At 36.4% G+C, this 19,081-nt stretch carries 15 protein-coding genes and 1 riboswitch; of the genes, 10 read left to right on the top strand and 5 right to left on the bottom strand.

Annotated elements, in window-relative coordinates; all coding sequences use genetic code 11:
• The first annotated feature begins 5 nt into the window (after nucleotides 1-5).
• Together pyk and ACS3UD_RS02140 are read left to right on the top strand one after the other, a co-directional pair.
• Nucleotides 6-1,763 (top strand): pyruvate kinase, encoded by a 1,758-nt coding sequence (gene pyk / locus ACS3UD_RS02135; RefSeq protein WP_308137975.1) that lies wholly within the window; start codon nucleotides 6-8, stop codon nucleotides 1,761-1,763.
• 78 nt (nucleotides 1,764-1,841) lie between these two features.
• Entirely contained in the window at nucleotides 1,842-2,918 is a 1,077-nt protein-coding gene (locus tag ACS3UD_RS02140; RefSeq protein WP_308137974.1) for an AI-2E family transporter, read from the top strand.
• A 42-nt stretch (nucleotides 2,919-2,960) separates the two neighbouring features.
• On the opposite strand, the gene ACS3UD_RS02145 is transcribed toward ACS3UD_RS02140, so the two are convergent.
• Nucleotides 2,961-3,926: a hypothetical protein gene (locus tag ACS3UD_RS02145; protein ID WP_308137973.1), complete on the bottom strand. Its 966-nt coding sequence runs from the start codon at nucleotides 3,924-3,926 to the stop codon at nucleotides 2,961-2,963.
• 205 nt (nucleotides 3,927-4,131) lie between these two features.
• Between ACS3UD_RS02145 and ACS3UD_RS02150 the strand changes: the two genes are divergently transcribed.
• From ACS3UD_RS02150 to ACS3UD_RS02180, 7 genes are all read left to right on the top strand, one after another.
• A complete protein-coding gene (locus ACS3UD_RS02150) occupies nucleotides 4,132-4,650 on the top strand; it encodes a peptidylprolyl isomerase (protein ID WP_308137972.1) in 519 nt (172 codons plus the stop codon).
• 76 nt (nucleotides 4,651-4,726) lie between these two features.
• Nucleotides 4,727-4,906, top strand: a riboswitch (cobalamin riboswitch).
• 224 nt (nucleotides 4,907-5,130) lie between these two features.
• The gene (locus ACS3UD_RS02155) at nucleotides 5,131-6,498 is read left to right on the top strand and encodes a sirohydrochlorin cobaltochelatase (protein ID WP_308137971.1); all 1,368 of its coding nucleotides are present in this window, start codon (nucleotides 5,131-5,133) and stop codon (nucleotides 6,496-6,498) included.
• On the top strand, nucleotides 6,498-7,052 hold the full coding sequence (locus tag ACS3UD_RS02160; protein WP_308137970.1) for a hypothetical protein: 555 nt from the start codon (nucleotides 6,498-6,500) through the stop codon (nucleotides 7,050-7,052). Before ACS3UD_RS02155 ends, ACS3UD_RS02160 begins: the two co-directional genes overlap by 1 nt.
• A 23-nt stretch (nucleotides 7,053-7,075) precedes the next feature.
• Nucleotides 7,076-8,221 (top strand): ABC transporter substrate-binding protein, encoded by a 1,146-nt coding sequence (locus tag ACS3UD_RS02165; protein WP_308137969.1) that lies wholly within the window; start codon nucleotides 7,076-7,078, stop codon nucleotides 8,219-8,221.
• A 21-nt stretch (nucleotides 8,222-8,242) separates the two neighbouring features.
• Entirely contained in the window at nucleotides 8,243-9,268 is a 1,026-nt protein-coding gene (locus ACS3UD_RS02170; protein ID WP_308137968.1) for a FecCD family ABC transporter permease, read from the top strand.
• Complete coding sequence (locus ACS3UD_RS02175) at nucleotides 9,265-10,413, top strand: ABC transporter ATP-binding protein (RefSeq protein WP_308137967.1); 1,149 nt, start codon at nucleotides 9,265-9,267, stop codon at nucleotides 10,411-10,413. The genes ACS3UD_RS02170 and ACS3UD_RS02175 overlap by 4 nt, the downstream gene beginning before the upstream one ends.
• 97 nt (nucleotides 10,414-10,510) lie before the next feature.
• A complete protein-coding gene (locus ACS3UD_RS02180; RefSeq protein WP_308137966.1) occupies nucleotides 10,511-11,002 on the top strand; it encodes an N-acetyltransferase in 492 nt (163 codons plus the stop codon).
• A 55-nt stretch (nucleotides 11,003-11,057) separates the two neighbouring features.
• On the opposite strand, the gene ACS3UD_RS02185 is transcribed toward ACS3UD_RS02180, so the two are convergent.
• From ACS3UD_RS02185 to ACS3UD_RS02195, 3 genes are all read right to left on the bottom strand, one after another.
• Entirely contained in the window at nucleotides 11,058-14,096 is a 3,039-nt protein-coding gene (locus ACS3UD_RS02185) for an AAA family ATPase (RefSeq protein ID WP_308137965.1), read from the bottom strand.
• The gene (locus ACS3UD_RS02190) at nucleotides 14,093-15,220 is read right to left on the bottom strand and encodes an exonuclease SbcCD subunit D (RefSeq protein ID WP_308137964.1); all 1,128 of its coding nucleotides are present in this window, start codon (nucleotides 15,218-15,220) and stop codon (nucleotides 14,093-14,095) included. Before ACS3UD_RS02190 ends, ACS3UD_RS02185 begins: the two co-directional genes overlap by 4 nt.
• Nucleotides 15,221-15,336: 116 nt before the next feature.
• Nucleotides 15,337-15,972: a lactate utilization protein gene (locus ACS3UD_RS02195; protein WP_308137963.1), complete on the bottom strand. Its 636-nt coding sequence runs from the start codon at nucleotides 15,970-15,972 to the stop codon at nucleotides 15,337-15,339.
• 205 nt (nucleotides 15,973-16,177) lie between these two features.
• Between ACS3UD_RS02195 and pepT the strand changes: the two genes are divergently transcribed.
• Nucleotides 16,178-17,395, top strand: a complete 1,218-nt coding sequence (gene pepT / locus ACS3UD_RS02200) for a peptidase T (RefSeq protein ID WP_308137962.1) — start codon at nucleotides 16,178-16,180, stop codon at nucleotides 17,393-17,395.
• 48 nt (nucleotides 17,396-17,443) lie between these two features.
• Here the strand turns inward: pepT and ACS3UD_RS02205 are convergent, their stop codons facing one another.
• The gene (locus ACS3UD_RS02205; RefSeq protein WP_308137961.1) at nucleotides 17,444-19,072 is read right to left on the bottom strand and encodes an S-layer homology domain-containing protein; all 1,629 of its coding nucleotides are present in this window, start codon (nucleotides 19,070-19,072) and stop codon (nucleotides 17,444-17,446) included.
• Nucleotides 19,073-19,081: the final 9 nt, after the last annotated feature.

Raw genomic sequence — 19,081 nt, forward strand, 5'->3', positions numbered from 1 at the left:
AAAAGATGCGCAAAACTAAAATTGTATGCACAATAGGGCCGGCTTCAGAAAATGAAAAAACATTTAAAGAATTAGTTCTAAGTGGATTAAATGTGGCCAGACTGAATTTTTCTCATGGTACACATGAAGAGCATAAAGAAAAAATAGAAGTAATTAAAAAAGTAAGAGATGATTTAGGGGCTTGCACTGCAATTATGCTTGATACAAAAGGTCCGGAAATAAGGACTAAAGATTTTGAAAATGGCGGAGTTGAACTTGTAAAAGATCAGGAATTCATTATTACTACAAGAGATGTTCTTGGAACAAATAAAATAGCCAGCGTTACATATGAGGATTTTGCTAAAGATGTAAATGAAAATGATATGGTTCTTATAGATGACGGGCTTATAAGACTGGAAGTAGTAGAAAAAATAAATGATACGGATTTAAGATGTATTGTTAAAAACGGAGGAACGGTCAAGAATAAAAAAGGTGTCAATGTTCCAAATGTAAAAATAAATCTTCCGGCGCTTACTGAGAGAGACATTGATGATATAATGTTCGGTATTGAAAATGACGTGGATTACATAGCAGCATCCTTTATTAGAAAGGCTGAGGATGTTATTTCAATCAGAAGGATACTTGAAGACAAAAATGCAGACAATATTATGATTATTTCTAAGATTGAAAATAGACAGGGTGTAGAAAATATCGATGAAATAATTGAAGTGTCGGACGGAGTCATGGTTGCCAGAGGTGATTTGGGGGTGGAGATCCCTGCTGAAGAAGTGCCACTTGTTCAGAAGATGCTTATAAAGAAATGCAACGATGCAGGGAAACCTGTAATTACTGCAACGCAGATGCTTGACTCCATGATACGAAATCCGAGACCTACAAGAGCGGAAGTTTCAGACGTTGCAACAGCTATTTTTGAAGGTTCAGATGCTATAATGCTTTCAGGAGAGACAGCATCTGGAAGTTATCCTGTTGAATCTGTACAAACAATGGCAAGAGTTGCACAGATGATAGAAAATTCGCTGGATTATGAGGAAATACTAAAAACAAAAAATATGGGCTTTAACAACAGTATAACAGATTCCATAAGCTATGCTACATGCAGGACTTGTCTTGATTTAAAGGCTTCTGCAATTATATCTGCAACATCTTCAGGTTATACGGCGGCTGCAGTATCCAAGTACAGACCGCTGGCTCCAATAATAGCTGCAACTGAAAACGAACATGTAATGAGAAAAATGTCTATTTACTGGGGAGTTTATCCTGTTAAAATAAGCAAGATGCATTCAACAGACGAAATTATAGAAAAATCTGTTGAAGGAGCTTTGGAACTTGGATACATTGAAAACGGAGATCTTATAGTTATAACAGCCGGTGTTCCCGTTGGAATATCAGGAAGCACTAACCTTCTTAAGGTTCATATAGTAAGCGAACTATTGTATAAGACTGTGGGAGTAGGGAAAGAAACAGTTATAGGAAGAGCAATAATTGCAAAAAATGCTGCCGAACTTAGGGATAAATTTGAAGATGGGGATATAATAGTAATGTCGGCAACTGGAAAAGACGTAATTGAATATATGGCACGAGCATCAGCCATCATTGTAGAAGAGGGCGGTTTAACATCTCACGCATTTATTGCTGGATTAAATCTCGGCAAAGAAGTTGTAGTTGGAGCCGAAAATTGTATAAGAGAAATTAAGGATGGAGAAATATTAACGGTAAACGGAAAACAAGGAGTTGTATACAGGGGGCAGGCAAAAGTAATGTAGAGGGGTGGTAGCATAGGAAAATATAAAAGCATATTAAGGTTGTTGTTGCCGATATTATTTGTAATTTGGATAATTTTAATGTTTGTTTTCAGCCTGGACACAGTTAATTGGCTGAAAAATTCATTTAAGCCTGTGCTTTATGCACTGATTATGGCGTATCTCTTGGATTCTGTCGTTACCCTCCTTATGGGAAAATTGAAGGTAAGACGGTGCCAGGGCATATTGCTGGCGTGTATAATTTTAATTGGCATGATAGGTTTGCTCATATACAAGCTGGTTCCTCAGATAGTAGAAAATATAAACAATATAGTATATTTTATAATGGAAGGCAATGTTGATATAACTAAAATTGTGATGGATTTAAAAAATAAGTCTGACAGTGAGTATATCCATCATATAGCTGATTATATCCTTCATGCTAGCGAATTGGTCAGGAATCTTATAAATAATGCTTTTACTGAAATATCCGTTGTGCTGATGCGTATGGTTGGAAACTTTGGTGCAAGTGCCGTGACAATAATAACAAGCTTTATAATCAATATTTACATGCTTATTGAAAAGGAAGATATATTAGCCAGAGGGAAAAGATTTATATATGCATTTTTTGAGCAAAGTAGAGCTAAAAAGATGCTTCGTACCTTCACTGAGGCGAATAGAATTTTTAAGAGCTTTTTAAACGGCAAGCTTCTTGATTCTACAATAGTAGGAATTGTATGCGTGATTTTATTTTTTATATTCCGTGTTCCATATGCGCCACTTATGGGGACAATTATTGGGACGTTTAACATAATTCCTTACTTTGGACCCATTATAGGATCTGTTCCTGTGATTGTAGTGTCTTTTTTCGTGGACCCATCCAAAGCAATAACGGCGCTAATTATAATTGTTATAGTGCAACAGCTGGATGCTAATTTTCTTGACCCGCGCATTGTGGGGAAAAATGTGGGAGTAAGTCCGCTATGGATTATTACATCAGTAACGGTAGGAGGAAATATGTTCGGAGTTCTTGGAATGATTCTTGGAGTTCCGATTGTGGTACTTATTAAAACTGTTATTGAAGAATCCGTAGATGTATTGTTAATAGAAAAAGGAATAGGGGACATAGAGAAAGAAAAGCTGAGAACAGATGTAAAAAGACGTAGATTTAGACACTGAATATATGTAAAAAAACCTGCCTTATAAGCAGGTTTTTGAATATTATTCTTCAGCTGATTGGCACCTTGGTCTGCATCCGGAGCCGCCGCCTGCTCCTCCCACAGAGTTTTCATCAATCTGTCTCGGGAATAAGCGAGGGAATGTAGGACAAATGCTTGCTTGTTCAGGAGAGAGCTGCACAAATCCTGTTGACAGAACACATAGTTGTACGGGAACAACTATTTTCTTTTCGCAGGAGATGCAAAGTGAAATTATTAAGTTAACGGATAATTCACCTGTCCTCGGATCGAGAGTGAAATCTCTTTGAATGCTATTTGTTGCAAGTCTTACCACACAGTCTAAATTGCAGAATTCAGTAAATCTTGGCAGGAATGCTGTGTCATATACTGAAGGTACGCAAATTTCAAAGAAGTTCGTTAGTACTAAAGGATTACATGTAGGAGCAATTTCAACTACAGCTGTCAATGTAATAATGCTTTCACTGTTTGAATCACATGGTGTTACAACTAAATCCATTTCTACTTCAACACATCCGGAAACTTCAATGTTTTGTGTTCCGAATACAGGTGTTCCCTGCTCTTCATCATCACAGAACTGAGTGTCTGCCCAAATTAATTTTTGACTTAATGTACCATCAGGACCTATAACCTTATAATCGCAGCCATCTTCTTTCTTAACAAATTGACCACCTGATAAAGTTGTAATAGGATTAATTTTCATATTGCATTCGTCATTAATGTTTTCGGGATTGAAGAATTTTCTGCATCTTATTTCTGATATTCTTATTACATTTGTTCCGCATCCTAATCTTGGCTCAAAGCAAGTATCGGGAGCAGTTTTAAGCCCTTGTAAATTAAATAGTACTGCATCGTATACTTTTTGAACATATATTGGCTCTGTTACTACGTTTCTCAGGGTTCCGTCCCAATCACAACCTGACTGGCCGGTGCAGCATCTTTCAGCTACTCCGCCGGTACCTAGAACGTTGTTTCTATCTGAGCATTTCATGCTTATATAACCTCCTCATATTTACTATAACTTTACTTTAATATATTCCGGTGTATAGATGTTGTTACAACCTTAAAATTAAAATATTCAGAAAGAATATGCAAATTTTATTATTTTATCAACATCATTGCAGCAATTACGTCTTGAATAATTCTGCATGATAGTGTAAAGTATAGTAAATAATAACATAATAAATGGAGGATATATGAAATTACCGGTAGTAACATTTGAATTTGAAAACGGCGATACAGTAAAGGCAGAGCTTTATCCCGAAATTGCTCCTAATACTGTGAAGAACTTTATATCATTGATCAATAAAAATTTTTATGACGGCTTAACATTTCACAGAGTAATTAAAGGGTTTATGATTCAAGGAGGATGCCCAACAGGAAATGGTACAGGAGGTCCTGGATATTCAATCAAAGGTGAATTTACATCCAATGGTTTTAAGAATGATTTAAAACACACTGAAGGTGTTTTATCAATGGCAAGAGCTATGGCTCCCAACTCTGCAGGTTCTCAGTTTTTTATTATGCATAAAAAATCACCACATCTAGACGGACAATATGCTGGATTTGGCAAAGTTACGGAAGGAATGGACATAGTAGATAAACTTGCAAATTCAAAGACTGATTACAGAGATAAACCTATGGAAGATGTGAGATTAAAAAAAGTAACGATAGAAACCTTCGGAGAAACCTACGAAGAACCGGAAAAAGCGTAAACACATTATGAAAAAGCACCAATGCAATGACTAAATATTATTGACAAAGTGTTTCTTATGGTGCTATACTGATTTAAATTGAATATAGGAATCAGGTTATGGAAGTTGGGTGCAAATCCCACGCAAGACCGTTGCTGTAATTCACTGATGCTTTGACTAATACCACTGGAAATTATTCCGGGAAGGTGTCAAAGATAGCGTTCTATGTAAACGCAGGGTGATAAGCCAGAATACTTGCCGGTTTCCTTGCTGCACTTACAGTGCAGTGCGTACAGCCCTGCGGACTACCATGGCTATGGATGCAATACAAACATATTTCATTTTGTATGAATATGTTATAGTCTCACGTTTTATTTACGTCTGCGAGTTAATCGCAGACGTTTTTTAGTTTCGGTCTTATTAACGCCGGCGGATTTTTCTAAAATCCACCGGATATGACATAAAGCAATATATAAAAACAATTAAAAAGGAGTATTAATAATGAAGAAACAAATTAAAAAATTATTTACGCTTATACTGGCACTGTCGTTATTGCTAATAATGGCAACAGGATGTTCAAATTCAACAAATGCTGCAGACGAAAATCCTCTGGCTGAAAACCCTCCAGTTGAAAATCTATCAGAAGATTCCCCGTCCAAAGTTATACTGGCAGTAAGTTTTGGTACAAGCTACAATGACAACCGTGACTTATCCATTGGAGGCGTTGAGAAAGCGTTGCAAGAAGCTTATCCTGAATATGAGGTTCGACGTGCATTTACAAGTCAGATTATCATTGACAAGCTTAAAGATCGCGACGGTTTAGAAATTGACAATGTAACAGAAGCAATGGATCGTTTGGTAGCAGATGGTGTAAAAGAGGTTGTAATACAGCCTACACATGTTATGAACGGTTTTGAGTATGATGATATTATCAACGAAGTATCAGCATATAAGGACAAATTTGAAAGCTTTAAGGTTGGCAAACAATTGCTTGCCTCAGATGAAGATTTTAAAGAAATTGTCTCAGTTATAACTGAAGAGACAAAATCATATGACACAGAGGGAACTGCAATTGTGTTCATGGGTCACGGAACAGAACATGAGTCAAATGCTGTATATTCAAAGGTTCAACAATACATTACCGATGCAGGTCATGATAATTATTTTATGGGCACAGTGGAAGCAACTCCATCTTTAGATGATGTTATTGCTCTTGTTAAAGAATCTGGAGCAAACAAGGTTGTCTTGCTACCATTTATGATTGTTGCAGGAGATCATGCTAACAATGATATGGCAGGTGATGAAGAAGATTCATGGAAAAGCGCATTTGAAGCAGAAGGATATGAGGTTGAGACTGTGCTTAAAGGTATGGGTGAGTACACAGGTGTTCAGAATATGATTGTTAAGCATTTGGGTGAAGCCATAGATCAAAGTACTAATGAGGAAAATGTGCCTGCTGAAGATACGGATGACTTAGAAGAAGCCGAAAAAGCTCAAACATTACAGGGTGACCAGATTAAGGACGGCACGTATCAGATTGAAGTTTCTTCCAGTTCCAGTATGTTTCGCATAATTGATGCACAACTAACTGTAGCAAAGGGTGAAATGTCAGCAGTAATTACTCTCAGTGGAACGGGTTATGAGAAATTATACATGGGTACCGGTGAAGAGGCACTTGCCGATACTGATGATAAATGTATTTATTATGTAGAGGACAGTGAAGGTAAGTACACATATGAAGTACCGGTGGTAGCACTTAACCAGGATATTAACTGCGCTGCATGGAGTATAAATAAAGAAGCATGGTATGATAGGGTTCTGGTATTTCAATCCTCAATGATACCAGAAGAAGCTGTGACAGTGGAATAATGTATGCAAAAAATGCACTAGGTTTTGTTTATAGTAAAATGAAATATGAGATGAAAAAAATTATAGCTTTGGTTATTCTTTTATTAATAGCAATATTGCCGGTTAAAGCAATTGCTGCGGATTTTCCGGCAGACGGCAGGTACACTGTGGAAGCAACTCTCTCTGGAGGGTCGGGCAGAGTGAAGATCGAATCTCCGGCAGAGTTGACAGTTGCAAGCGGTACTATGACTGCTTCTGTAATTTGGAGCAGTCCGTATTACGAGTATATGCTGGTAGATGGAAATTACTATTATCCCGTCAATACTGACGGGAATTCCACATTCGAGATTCCTGTTTCACTGGACAAGGATATGGCTGTAAGTGCACAAACTGTGGCAATGAGCGTACCCCACGAAATTGACTACACGATTCGTTTTAATTCCGATACACTTAAGCCCTTTAACGGTGGTGGGGCAGCTGAAATCCTGTTTGACATCAGCATCGCAGCTGTAATCATAGTTTTGATAATAGGGCTCTTTTCATATGTTACTGTTAAATCAAAACAAAAAAACTAGATAAAAAAAATAAGGATTAAAAAATGATAAAAAAGCAAAATATACTCATTACGATATGTGTGATGATTATTTTTCTGGTTACAGGATGCACCGGTAGCAAGCATGTAAGCAAGAAAGGGCTTGGAAACGGATGGGAGCCAGAAAGTAGTTTAGAGCTTAAGTATGCAGAAAATTTTAGTGTAGACTATTACAACGGCGGGTATGCCCTGATAACCATATCAGATGGTGGCAGATATCTGGTTGTACCGGAGTCCATTGATATACCAGAAGGCATAGATTCAGACATTGCGGTTCTGAGGCGGCCCATTGAGGATATCTATCTCGTTGCCACTTCTTCCATGTGTCTGTTTGATGCCCTGAATTCCTTAGATAGTATCAGCCTATCAGGAACAAAATCGAAAGACTGGTATATTAAAAATGCAAGGGAAGCAATGGAAGCCGGCGATATTATATATGCGGGGAAATATAATGCGCCGGACTATGAGCTAATTATGTCAAATGGCTGCAGCCTTGCAGTTGAGTCCACAATGATAAACCATAATCCAGAGGTTAAAGAAAAACTGGAAGAGCTGGGTATTCCGGTGCTTACAGACCAGTCAAGCTATGAAGTTCATCCTCTTGGACGTACTGAGTGGATAAAACTTTACGGAGTCCTAACAGGAAAAGAATCAGTTGCAAAACAGGTTTTTAACGAACAGGCAAGTTATTTGGAGGAAATTTCAAATAAGGAAAACACAGGTAAAACAGTAGCGTTTTTTTATATAAGCTCTTCAGGCAATGCCATCGCCAGAAAATCAGGTGACTATGTAACAAGAATGATTAAGCTTGCCGGAGGTGATTATATATATGATGACCTTGGAGATCCAGAAAGCGCCACCAGCACAGTTACACTTGAGATGGAGAAATTTTATTCCACAGCAAAAGATGCAGATTTTATCATATATAACAGCACTATAGACGGTGAGCTTTCTTCCGTAGAAGAATTGATAAATAAAAACAGCTTGATGGAAGATTTTAAGGCGGTTCAAAACGGAAATGTATGGTGTACAAGCAAAAATCTGTTTCAAGAAACCACACAGTTTGGCCTGATGATTTCAGATATACGCCAGATGCTAACTGATGACGACAAAAATCTGACAGAATTAAATTTTATGTACAAGCTGCATTAATAACTCAGCGGGGAAAGATGAATGGAAATAGAAAACAAAAGCGCAAGATATTTAAGGTACTTTATCACACTGACGATATTAATTGTTCTCTTTGTGGTTTTGTTATTATTGAATATTAAGTTAGGAAGTGTAGACGTTTCGGTGAAAGATATTATCAAAATATTGTTTAACCGTGGCGGAAATGAGGCTGATTACAGCATAATATGGAAAGTTCGACTACCAAGAATAGCAGCAGGTATTATACTGGGAGGGGCATTGACTCTGTCAGGATTCTTGCTCCAGACGTTTTTCAATAATCCTATTGCGGGACCATATGTGCTGGGGATTTCATCCGGTTCAAAAATGATGGTTGCCATAGTGATGATAACAGTACTCAGTAAGTACAATGCTGTCAGCTCCGGAGTCCTTATAACTGCAGCATTTGCAGGAGCTATGATTTCCATGGGTTTTGTCCTTATCATATCAAGAAAGGTTAAGAAGGCGTCAATGCTTATTGTCTGCGGCGTTATGATTGGCTATATATGCTCTGCGGCCACAGACATAATGATTACATTTGCCAATGATGCAAACATTGTAAATCTTCATAATTGGTCTCTTGGCAGCTTTTCGGGAACTTCATGGAGGGACGTACGTGTAATGGCTATGGTGGTAATGACTGCCTCGGCAATAGTGTTTCTTATGTCTAAATCTATAGGTGCTTATCAGATGGGCGAAAGCTATGCGCAGAATATGGGTGTAAACATCAAATTGTTTCGCATCATGCTTATATTGCTTTCCAGCTTTCTGTGCGCTTGCGTTACTGCTTTTGCCGGACCTATATCATTCGTAGGTATAGCAGTGCCACATTTGGTAAAATCATTTTTGAAAACATCAAAGCCGCTTATTGTCACTCCGATGTGCTTCTTAGGCGGTTCTGTTTTCTGTTTAGGCTGTGATCTTATAGCAAGGGTTTTATTTGCTCCTGTGGAACTAAGCGTAAGTTCAGTGAGCTCAGTATTTGGGGTTCCTATTGTAATTTACATTATGTTAAGAAAGAGAGTACAATGATGACTACGGAATACTTTTTCAGCACAAAGCAGCTGACGGTAGGCTATAACGGTAAGCCTATGATAAAAGATATTGCAATACGTTTAAAAAAGGGGCAGGTACTGACTTTGATCGGTCCTAACGGCTCAGGCAAATCCACCATTCTAAAAAGCATAACAAAACATCTAAACAGTATATACGGAACAGTCTATATTGACAATAAATCAATAGATACTATGAGTAACAAAGAAATGTCCTATCTATTAGCTGTCGTGTTGACAGAAAAGCTTAAAACGGAGCTTATGACCTGCAAAGACGTGGTCGCAACAGGGCGGTACCCATATACTGGAATGCTTGGCATACTCTCGGAACAGGATAATATCGAAATTCGAAAGGCTATGGATCTTGTGAATGCATGGGAATTGCGAGATAGAGATTTCAATGAAATCAGTGATGGACAGCGTCAGAGAATACTGATTGCAAGAGCAATTTGCCAGGAACCTGAAATAATAGTTTTGGATGAGCCAACTTCTTTTTTAGACATACATTATGAGCTTGAGCTTCTTAACATTTTAAGAACCTTAGCAGAAGAACGCAATATAACAGTCATCATGTCCCTCCACGAGCTGGATATGGCTCAAAAGGTATCAGATTTAGTGATGTGTGTAAAGGGAGAGTATATTACCCACTTAGGCACTCCCCGAGAAATATTCCAAAAGGACCTTATAAGTGAACTTTACGAATTGACTAACGGAAGCTATAATCCTTTGTTTGGCAGTTTCGAGATGGAGAGGTCAAAGGGGGAGCCAAAAATATTTGTAATAGCAGGGGGCGGAACAGGGATTGGGGAATACCGCGCACTGCAAAAAAAGAGAATACCTTTTATAACAGGTATACTTCACGAAAACGATATTGATTATCAACTGGCGTGTGATTTGGCAAGCGAAGTATTTTTTGAAAAAAGCTTTGAGCCTATCGGAGATGATGTCTTCCATAGTGCCCTGCGCCGTATGAAATCCTGTGACACGGTAATCAACTGTTTGAAAAAATATGGTGAAATAAATAAAAAAAATAAAGCTCTGTACGAAATTGCTGTGTCCGAAGGCATAAAAGTTGTGGAAAGCACTGATGCACTTGAAAATATTAACACTAATCAGATATATTAGTGCTTTTTTATAAATATTTATGTCATTTATGTAAAGACATTGAAATTTAAGTTTTGGTTTAGTATACTATTTATAATAAAGGATAAGGAGATGAAGCATGTATAGTATACGTTTGGCTAAATATGAAGATTTAGATAAAATTATGGGGGTATATGCAATCGCCAGAAGGTACATGGAGGATAACGGCAATCCTACACAGTGGGGTGATTCATACCCAGCACTTGAAATGCTGAAGGATGACATAGAAAAAAAGCATTTGTTTGTATATATTGAAAACAATGAAATACACGGAGCTTTTGCATTTATCATTGGATCGGATGAGTCATACGTCTACATAGAAAATGGTTCATGGAAAAATGACGATCCTTACGGTACAATACACCGCATCGCCAGTGATGGTAAAGTTAAAGGTATTTTTTCCCGATGCTTGGATTATTGTAAGGAACTTATACATAACTTGCGCATAGATACCCACGAAAATAATAGTACTATGAGGCACTTGATAGAAAAAAACGGTTTTGAAAAATGCGGTATTATATATGTAAAGGATGGCAGCCCCAGAATAGCTTATCAATATACCAGGAATTAGTAGTATTGGATATTCTGTGCTGGCTGCCTAATGGTACTGTTGTTTCTTATTGGTCTTAACCGTTAACTCTCAGTGTGCTACCTTTTCGGCTCTTTTCAACTGATATGGATGATTCAATTGTCTCCTTAAGCATTTGTACGTGAGATATTATTCCTACAAGCCTTTTGGAGCCTTTGACAGAGCTTAATATGTTCATGGCATCTCCTATTGATGAGCTGTCCAGGCTGCCGAAGCCTTCGTCAATAAACATAGTATCAATCCTTATTCCTCCGGACTGTGCTTGTACTACTGCAGAAAGTCCAAGAGAGAGTGCCAGGGACACAAGGAATTTTTCTCCGCCGGATAAGCCTGTAACACTTCTTTTTTCACCTGAATAGGCATCATAAACCTCTAACTCCAGACCTGCTTTTCTTGTCCTGCCGCTTCCTTCAAGAGTTCTGCATAGCTGATATCGTCCATCGTGAACATTTTTCAAAAGACGATTTGCCTCTGACGTTACTGATGAGAGCATGACTCCTAAAACATATCGCCTAAGGCTTACGCCTCTGTCACCTCGCAGTGTTGTTCCAAAATTGTAATACATGTCGTATTTTCTCATCATTTCTTGGAGGATTTTTTGGATCTTTTCAGCTTGCTTGATTGTTTTATTGATTCTTTCTTTTTTATCTGCTTTCAGCGCAATTTGTTTGTCATATTCTTTAATAGTATTTTCAAGTGCAGCAATTGAACTTTTTATTAGCTCAATGTCAGGTTTTTCTTTACCCGTTGTAAGTTTGATAAGGCGCTCAAGGTTTTTGGCAACGGAGCCTTTTTCAATTATATATGCCTGTACTTTTTTATCCCATTCGTCAATTTGCTCCTGTGGTACTAAGAACTTCTTAAATTCAGAAGTGTCCGCAAATCCATTTTCTTTTAACAATAAATAGTACTCATTTTTTTCTTTTTCATATTCAATGTTTTTATTTTCAAAATCCTCTTTTAAGAAAGCAAGGCTTGTATTTGACGAGCTTAGTAGCTTGTCTGCTGATGCCTTCTTGTTTGTCAGAGCGTCTAATTCATTTACATACCTGTCTATTGAGAGTTTGTACGAATTTATTTTCTTGAGCAATTCAGTTTCGGTTTCTATTCCGCTTATTTTTTGAGAGTTCATTGAGCTGTATATTGCAGCTGACTCTTCTTTTAATCTGCTCTGCTCGTTCAGTTTTAAGCTTAATTGGTTTAATTCTGTTTCCGTATTGTTGATTTTTTCAGACAAGTCTGATTCCAAACGGATAATATCATTTAATCTGCTTGATTCTTTTTCAGCTTTTCTCAATTGAGCAAGTACATCTTCTTTGCTGTCTTCGCCGAGAGTTTTCTTTATTTCATTTTTTTCCTGCTGAAGCTTTTCAAGGCTTTCAACAGACGACAGTTTTATGGCATCCTGTTTTGTTATTGCATTGATTGTTGCATTGAACTTTTCATTTAGTTCATCCAGTTCTGTACTGAGCATTTTGACTGTTGCAGCATCTATGTTCGAATTAGTATTTATAGCCTTTTTGGGATGATGCACGCTTCCGCATACAGGGCATTCATTTCCTTCTTTCAGGCTTTCGCTTAACAGGTATGCGGTTCCTTTTATATAACTGCTGTAAACAGATTCGTATTCTTGTTTCTTAAGTGTTATCAATTCTTTAAATTTTCCAAGTTGTTTATTCAGCATAATGAGCTGTCTGTCTGTTGTATTAATATTTTTATCAAGCAAGCTAAGTTCATGACTTTTCTTTTCAAGCATTGCGAATTTTTCTGATTTTTCCTTTAGCTCAGGCAGCTTCATACTGTATGTGTTAAATATGTGATCTTTAAGCTCCTTTTGTTGCTTGAGTTTTTCCCTAAGGGAATTATAAATCTCTTGTTTGCTCGTATTTTCTTTTTTTAATGCTTCAAGTTTTTTATTTTCTCTTTCAGAACTTGTTTGAGCTTTTGTAATTTCCTTGTATACAGTAACCAGAGCTTCGGATTTAATTTTATTTTCCTTTGATTTTTCAATGGCTTGTTCATTTTTTTTAAGTTCACAAAGTTCGTTGTCGTTTTTTTCCGCAGTAGATTTATATATAGAATTGTTTTCTTTTTCTTTTGTAAGTTTTAAATTTGCAGCTTGCATAAGTTTGTATAAATTCATAACTGTTGAATATTTTTGTGAAACATTTAGTGCTTTTCTGCCATTTTCGATCTTTGCCATCAGTTCATTTATTTCTTTTTCCTGTTCCTTTATTTTTGCCAGTTCTTTTTCTGTCCTTAACCTTTCTTCAAAAAAATTAAAAATTTCTGATTGAAGTGAGAATTTGTCCTTTTCTGCAGACAGCTGACTTGATTTCTTATTTATTATTTCAGTAGCGCTATTGACTGATTTTGTAATTTCATTTATTTGTACATTTAAGTCATCAATGTTCTCAGCATTTTCTGATTTAAGCAGTGTATTTATATTATCTCTTTTTGCGGCTATGTCTCTAGCCGTTTCTTTTGCCTGATCACATATCCATTCAGCAACTTCTTGCCACTTTCCGGCATTAAAAAGGGTAACAAGTATTTCTTCCTTTTCATCTGATTTTGCCATGAGGAACTTTTCAAATTTACCTTGGGGAAGCATTATTACTTGTACGAACTGTTCGTGGCTAAGTCCTATAAGTTCACATGCTTTTTGTTCAGTTTCCCTGATTTTAGGGTTTTCAAAAAATGGTACAAATATTTCTTCGCTATTTAAAAATAGAGCGTTTTGTGTAACATTGTAATGTTTGGAGCCGTTCCGTCTAGTTTTCACGGCTATGCTTCTGGTAAATTTATATGTTTTATCAGCAATCTTAAAAACGAATTCAACTTCAGTAGGTATATGCTCGCTTGCGGTTTGGCATCGCATAGAAGTAATGTCACCTCTTTGACCGCCGCTTGATTTTCCGTACAGCGCGTATGATATTGCATCAAGTATGGTAGTTTTTCCTGAGCCTGTGGCTCCATGAATTAAAAATATGCCAGAGTCCGCAAATTTTTTGAAATCTACTTCCTGTTTATTTACATAGGGACCGAATGCTTGGAATTTTAAAGTTATAGGTATCATTGCGCTGCGTCCTCCTTACCTTCAACAGAAAACAAAGCCTGATTAAACAAATCATTTTGCTCGTCAGTCAGGTCATTTCCTGTAGCTTCTTTGTAAAATTTCTCCAAAATATCATTAGGAGAAAGTGTGTATAATTCATTGACTGTTAGCTCATTTTCTTCGGCCTCATTAACTTTGCCTGTAATATTCAGAAGGTTTTCGTAGTAACTTCTGAATACTTCAACAGCCTCCATGCCTGCATATTTATCAGTCATTTCTATTTTTATATAGTCATCCTTTTTTAAGTCGTTTTCTGCAATTTTAAGGATTTCTTCATAGGTTCCCCGAATAACTCTAATATCTCTTGAAGGAACAACTTCCAGTTCTTGAATGGTTATTTCATCTTCTATGTTCAATATAGTAACGGATTTCTGATGATCTGCTTCGCTGAATGAGTATTTTAGGGGAGAGCCGCTGTATCTGGCATTAAAGCCTCTATTTTGCGGCTTGTGAAGATGGCCGAGAGCAACATAATCAAAGCCTTCAAAAATCTCCGAAGGCACTACGGAAGCGCCGCCTACCATTGCGGAACGGTCGCTTTCTGAAAGAACAGATCCGCTTACGAAGCAGTGACTCATAAGAATATTTTTTCTGCCGCTACGAAACTTAAGATTCATATTATCCAAGACACACTTCATTGCATCTAAATAGCTGTTTATTTTTTCGTTGGGGAAGATTGCTCTCGTTTCATCAATGTTGAAATAAGGAAGGACATAAACATCTGCATTTTTTAATTCCACTACTGCCACTTCATTTGTCAGTTTCCCAAATACATAAAGTCCGGTTTTTTTCAGCAGCTCGCTGCAAGAAGCAAGACGTACTGCTCCATCATGATTTCCTGCAGATATAATTACAGGAATTCCTATTTCATTGCATAATTCTGTTACAGCGTAATTATATAAAGAAATAGCTTCAGCGCTTGATACCGAATGGTCAAAAATATCTCCCGCAATCATTACTGCATCTATGCCGTTTTTCTTTACTGCTTCTATTAAAAATTCTATAAAGTTTTTTTGCTCTTCAATTAAACTTGCATTGTGCAGGCTTATTCCTAAGTGCCAGTCTGATGTATGAATTATTTTCATTATATACTCCCTCCAATAATACTGGACTGTCAATTAAATGGGCAGGCAAAAATTCTGCCTGCCACACATTAACTGTAAAGTAAAGTCCGATACAGTGTCATTCAGTTGAATTTAAACTAAAATCCTAAATGTTCCCCAACAAGTATTACTTTAATTCGGTTCTGCGGTTTGCAGAATCTTGTAATCAATATTTGGCTGCATAAAGTGTCCTTGGTTGTACATTCTGAACATTTTCCTGTAAATCTGCACGGTGTCTGAGCATTGAATCTTACTGCATTTGGAACCGTTGCATCTGTCCTTAATTTTGCCAAAGCATAGTCCAGCTTCGGGACTACTTTGTTCATTCCGGCTACAACAATTACTGAGTCGGGGCCGTAGCAGTAGGCGGCAACTCTGTTTCCGTTTCCATCAACATTCATTAATTCGCCGTCCATTGTTATTGCGTTTGTACTTGTTAAAAAAACATTCGCAGTTAAAGCCTGCTTCATGAATTTAACTCTTTCTTCGGGAGATTTTGCCTTTTCACGGTCAATAACAGAGATACCTTTTTTTTCAAGAAGCTTCTTAACTCCCAATTCATCAATAGTTAAAGAGCCCCCCCATGATACAATATCATCATGACCAATTAATGACATTACCAGTTTTACAGCTTCTTCCTTTGTATCAGCATAGTAACCATCCATAAATCTTTTTTTTAGATTTTTAATTATGGTCTCGCTTTTTACCTTATATGCTTCTTTTACAAAATCCATTTTATACCTCCGCATTCATTTAATCATTTACCCAATTATATTATATTTTATTTTTAAATTCAATTGTTAAATAAAGCTGAAAGTAATGACATGCTTATAATGGTACAATTAAGGGCTTTTAAAAATAAATTGATATGGCAATTTAGCAGTGATATGATATAATTATTAATAAACAAGCAAACAAATGTAGAAAGGATACGGAACTATGAAAATAGAAGATAGATTTTTAAATTATGTTAAAATTGATACTCAATCAGTTCCTGATTTGGAAATTGTTCCAAGCAGTGAAAAGCAAAAAGATCTTGGCAGATACTTGGTTGAGGAAATGAAATCACTGGGAATAAAAGACGCTTTTATGGATGATCACGGTTATGTATACGGCAATGTTCCTTCTAATACAGGTAAAAAGGTTCCTGCCATTGGTTTTATTGCCCATATAGATACAGCTCCTGATATGCCGGGCAATGATATTAAGCCTAAAATAGTCAGAAATTATGACGGAAGAGATATTGTTTTAAATGATGAAAAGAAAATTGTAATGAAAACAGATATGTTTGAGCATTTATTGGATTATGTCGGCGATGATCTTATAGTGACTGACGGAACAACATTGCTTGGTGCTGATGACAAAGCAGGCATAGCTGAGATAATGTCAATGGCTGAATATTTTATAAATAATCCTGATGTAAAGCATGGAGACATAAAAATAGCATTTACGACAGATGAAGAAGTGGGCAACGGAGCAAAAATGTTTGACATAGATGGATTTAAAGCTGATTTTGCGTATACTGTCGACGGAGGAGAGCTTGGAGAAATAGAGTATGAAAATTTTAATGCCGCAAGTGCAAAAGTTGAGGTAAGTGGAGTGAACATTCATCCTGGCTCAGCAAAAAACAAAATGAAAAATTCAATATTGATAGCTATGGAGTTTCAGGCTATGCTGCCTTCTAGAGAAACACCGGAAAATACGGAAAATTACGAAGGGTTCAATCATTTGGATGATATTAGCGGAAACGTTGAAAAAACGTATTTGAATTACATAATAAGAGATCACAATCTTGATAAATTTAATGTCAAAAAGGATAGATTCAATAAAATATCTGAATATTTAAATGAAAAATATGGAGAAGGAACCGTCAAGGTTGAATTGAAAGATTCGTATTATAATATGAAAGAAAAAATTCTTCCGCATATGCACATTATTGAAACTGCTGAAAAAGCTATGAAAAACATAGGAGTTGAGCCTGCGGTAATTCCAATAAGAGGGGGAACTGACGGTGCAAGCTTGTCGTACAGAGGGCTTCCTTGTCCGAATTTGTGTACAGGCGGGCATAACTACCATGGTAGATATGAGTATATACCTGTACAGTCTATGGAAAAAGTTGTTCAGATACTAATTGAAATAATTAAGCTGTATGCATAATACATAAAAAACAAACCTCAATGGAGAAGAAACCATTGAGGTTTTTGTTTATTCTTTTACTTTTTTCAAAATTCCGGTGTAGGTATCATCAATAACTAATTTGTTTGTTTCATAGATTTCAAATGTTTTGATAATTTCATAATCATTGATTCCTTCTACAAAGGCTCTTTCCTTTTCGCCTATGAAGTTTAAAACATATAATCGGTTCAAGGAATATTTGCTGAAAATGCTTTCGTAGTTTGTCAAGCTTTCAGTAGAAGGTTTGACAGACTTCTCAATCATAAGCAGATTAACAAGTTCAACAATTTTCGAGCTGCTGCTGACAGGCATTACCGGGCTAAGTGTATACCTGTAAAGCGTGGTATCTTTATAAAGAGAAAAACTATAACTACCGAATGTATAATTTCTAAAATCAGTTTTTTCCGATCCAGCTGCTAAACCCCAGTTGATGTTCAGGAGAGAAGGTATGTTATTTGCTTTTTTTAGATCATCATAAACTAAGGTTTTAAGCATTTCTTCGTTATTATTTTTAATGTAAAAAGCATACCTAAAAAATAATATATTTGCTTTTGCGTTGTTGCTTGAAGTAAGACTATCCCATTTCTCCAGTGCGCTCATGTACAAATCTTCCTGAACAGCATACTTGCTGGCCATAGCAAATATTTGCATCAGTTCTGAATCTTTCAGATCATTTCGTTCAATAACATTTGCAAGCATGTCATTGGCAAACTGTGATTTTTCATCATCTGAATAATTACCGAAAGTAATAAGGTAAAAATTCGTTCCGGTTATATTGGAGTATCCTTCTGAACGCAATGCCTCCATTGTTTCTACAGCATTCAAGTCGTATAAATGCTTATCTTCAGGAAAAATATACCCTCCGAAAGAAACATACTCCAGAGTATCTTTAGCCTTTATATACCTTTTATCATTATTGTTTGCGGTATTCCAATTATAACTGCCAAAATATGAATATATTTCTTCTCCTTTTATGGGGAGAAATTCAAGTTTGGTTAAATAATTGCTTTGATCACTGGTTTTAATATCATAATAAACTCTTTTAATTAATGCAGCAGATTCTGCTCTTGTAATATTATTATTGCCTTTAAATGTACGGTCTTCATATCCTGAAACTATTCCTGCGTTATAAAGTCTTTTTATTTCATTATAATATTTGCTATTGTTGCGAATATCATTAAAATTTAAAGGATTATCATATATTGCATCTTTGCAGAAGGCAGCAATTAATGCAACGGATTCTTCCCTTGTAATCGCTTTGTCAGGGTAAAAATTCGATCCCGGGAATATGTCTTCAAATGTATAATCCTGGTTTGGTTTCAGGTGCTCATACATTGATATAATAAATGTATAAGACCAGTGCTGATTTGTCATATCGCTGTATGGCATATCGCTTGTGTAAATTTCATTCATTTTGTTTTGTCGATAAGCTGTTTTTGCAAGGATAGTTATAAATTCAGCCCTGGTAATATTATTTTCCGGTCTGAACGTGAAGTCTCCATAGCCCTTGAAGACTTTCAATGTGTTGGACGTAAAATCAATATCACTTGATGCCCAATGATTATAAGTATCGTAATATACAGTTTTCGCCATTGCAGGCTGAACGGATAACACAATAAAAACAGTAATTAATAATAATAGCTTAATAAATTTTTTCAATTTGCATTA

The sequence above is a fragment of the Sedimentibacter sp. LTW-03 genome (assembly GCF_052059825.1).
Taxonomy (GTDB): Bacteria; Bacillota; Clostridia; order Tissierellales; family Sedimentibacteraceae; genus Sedimentibacter.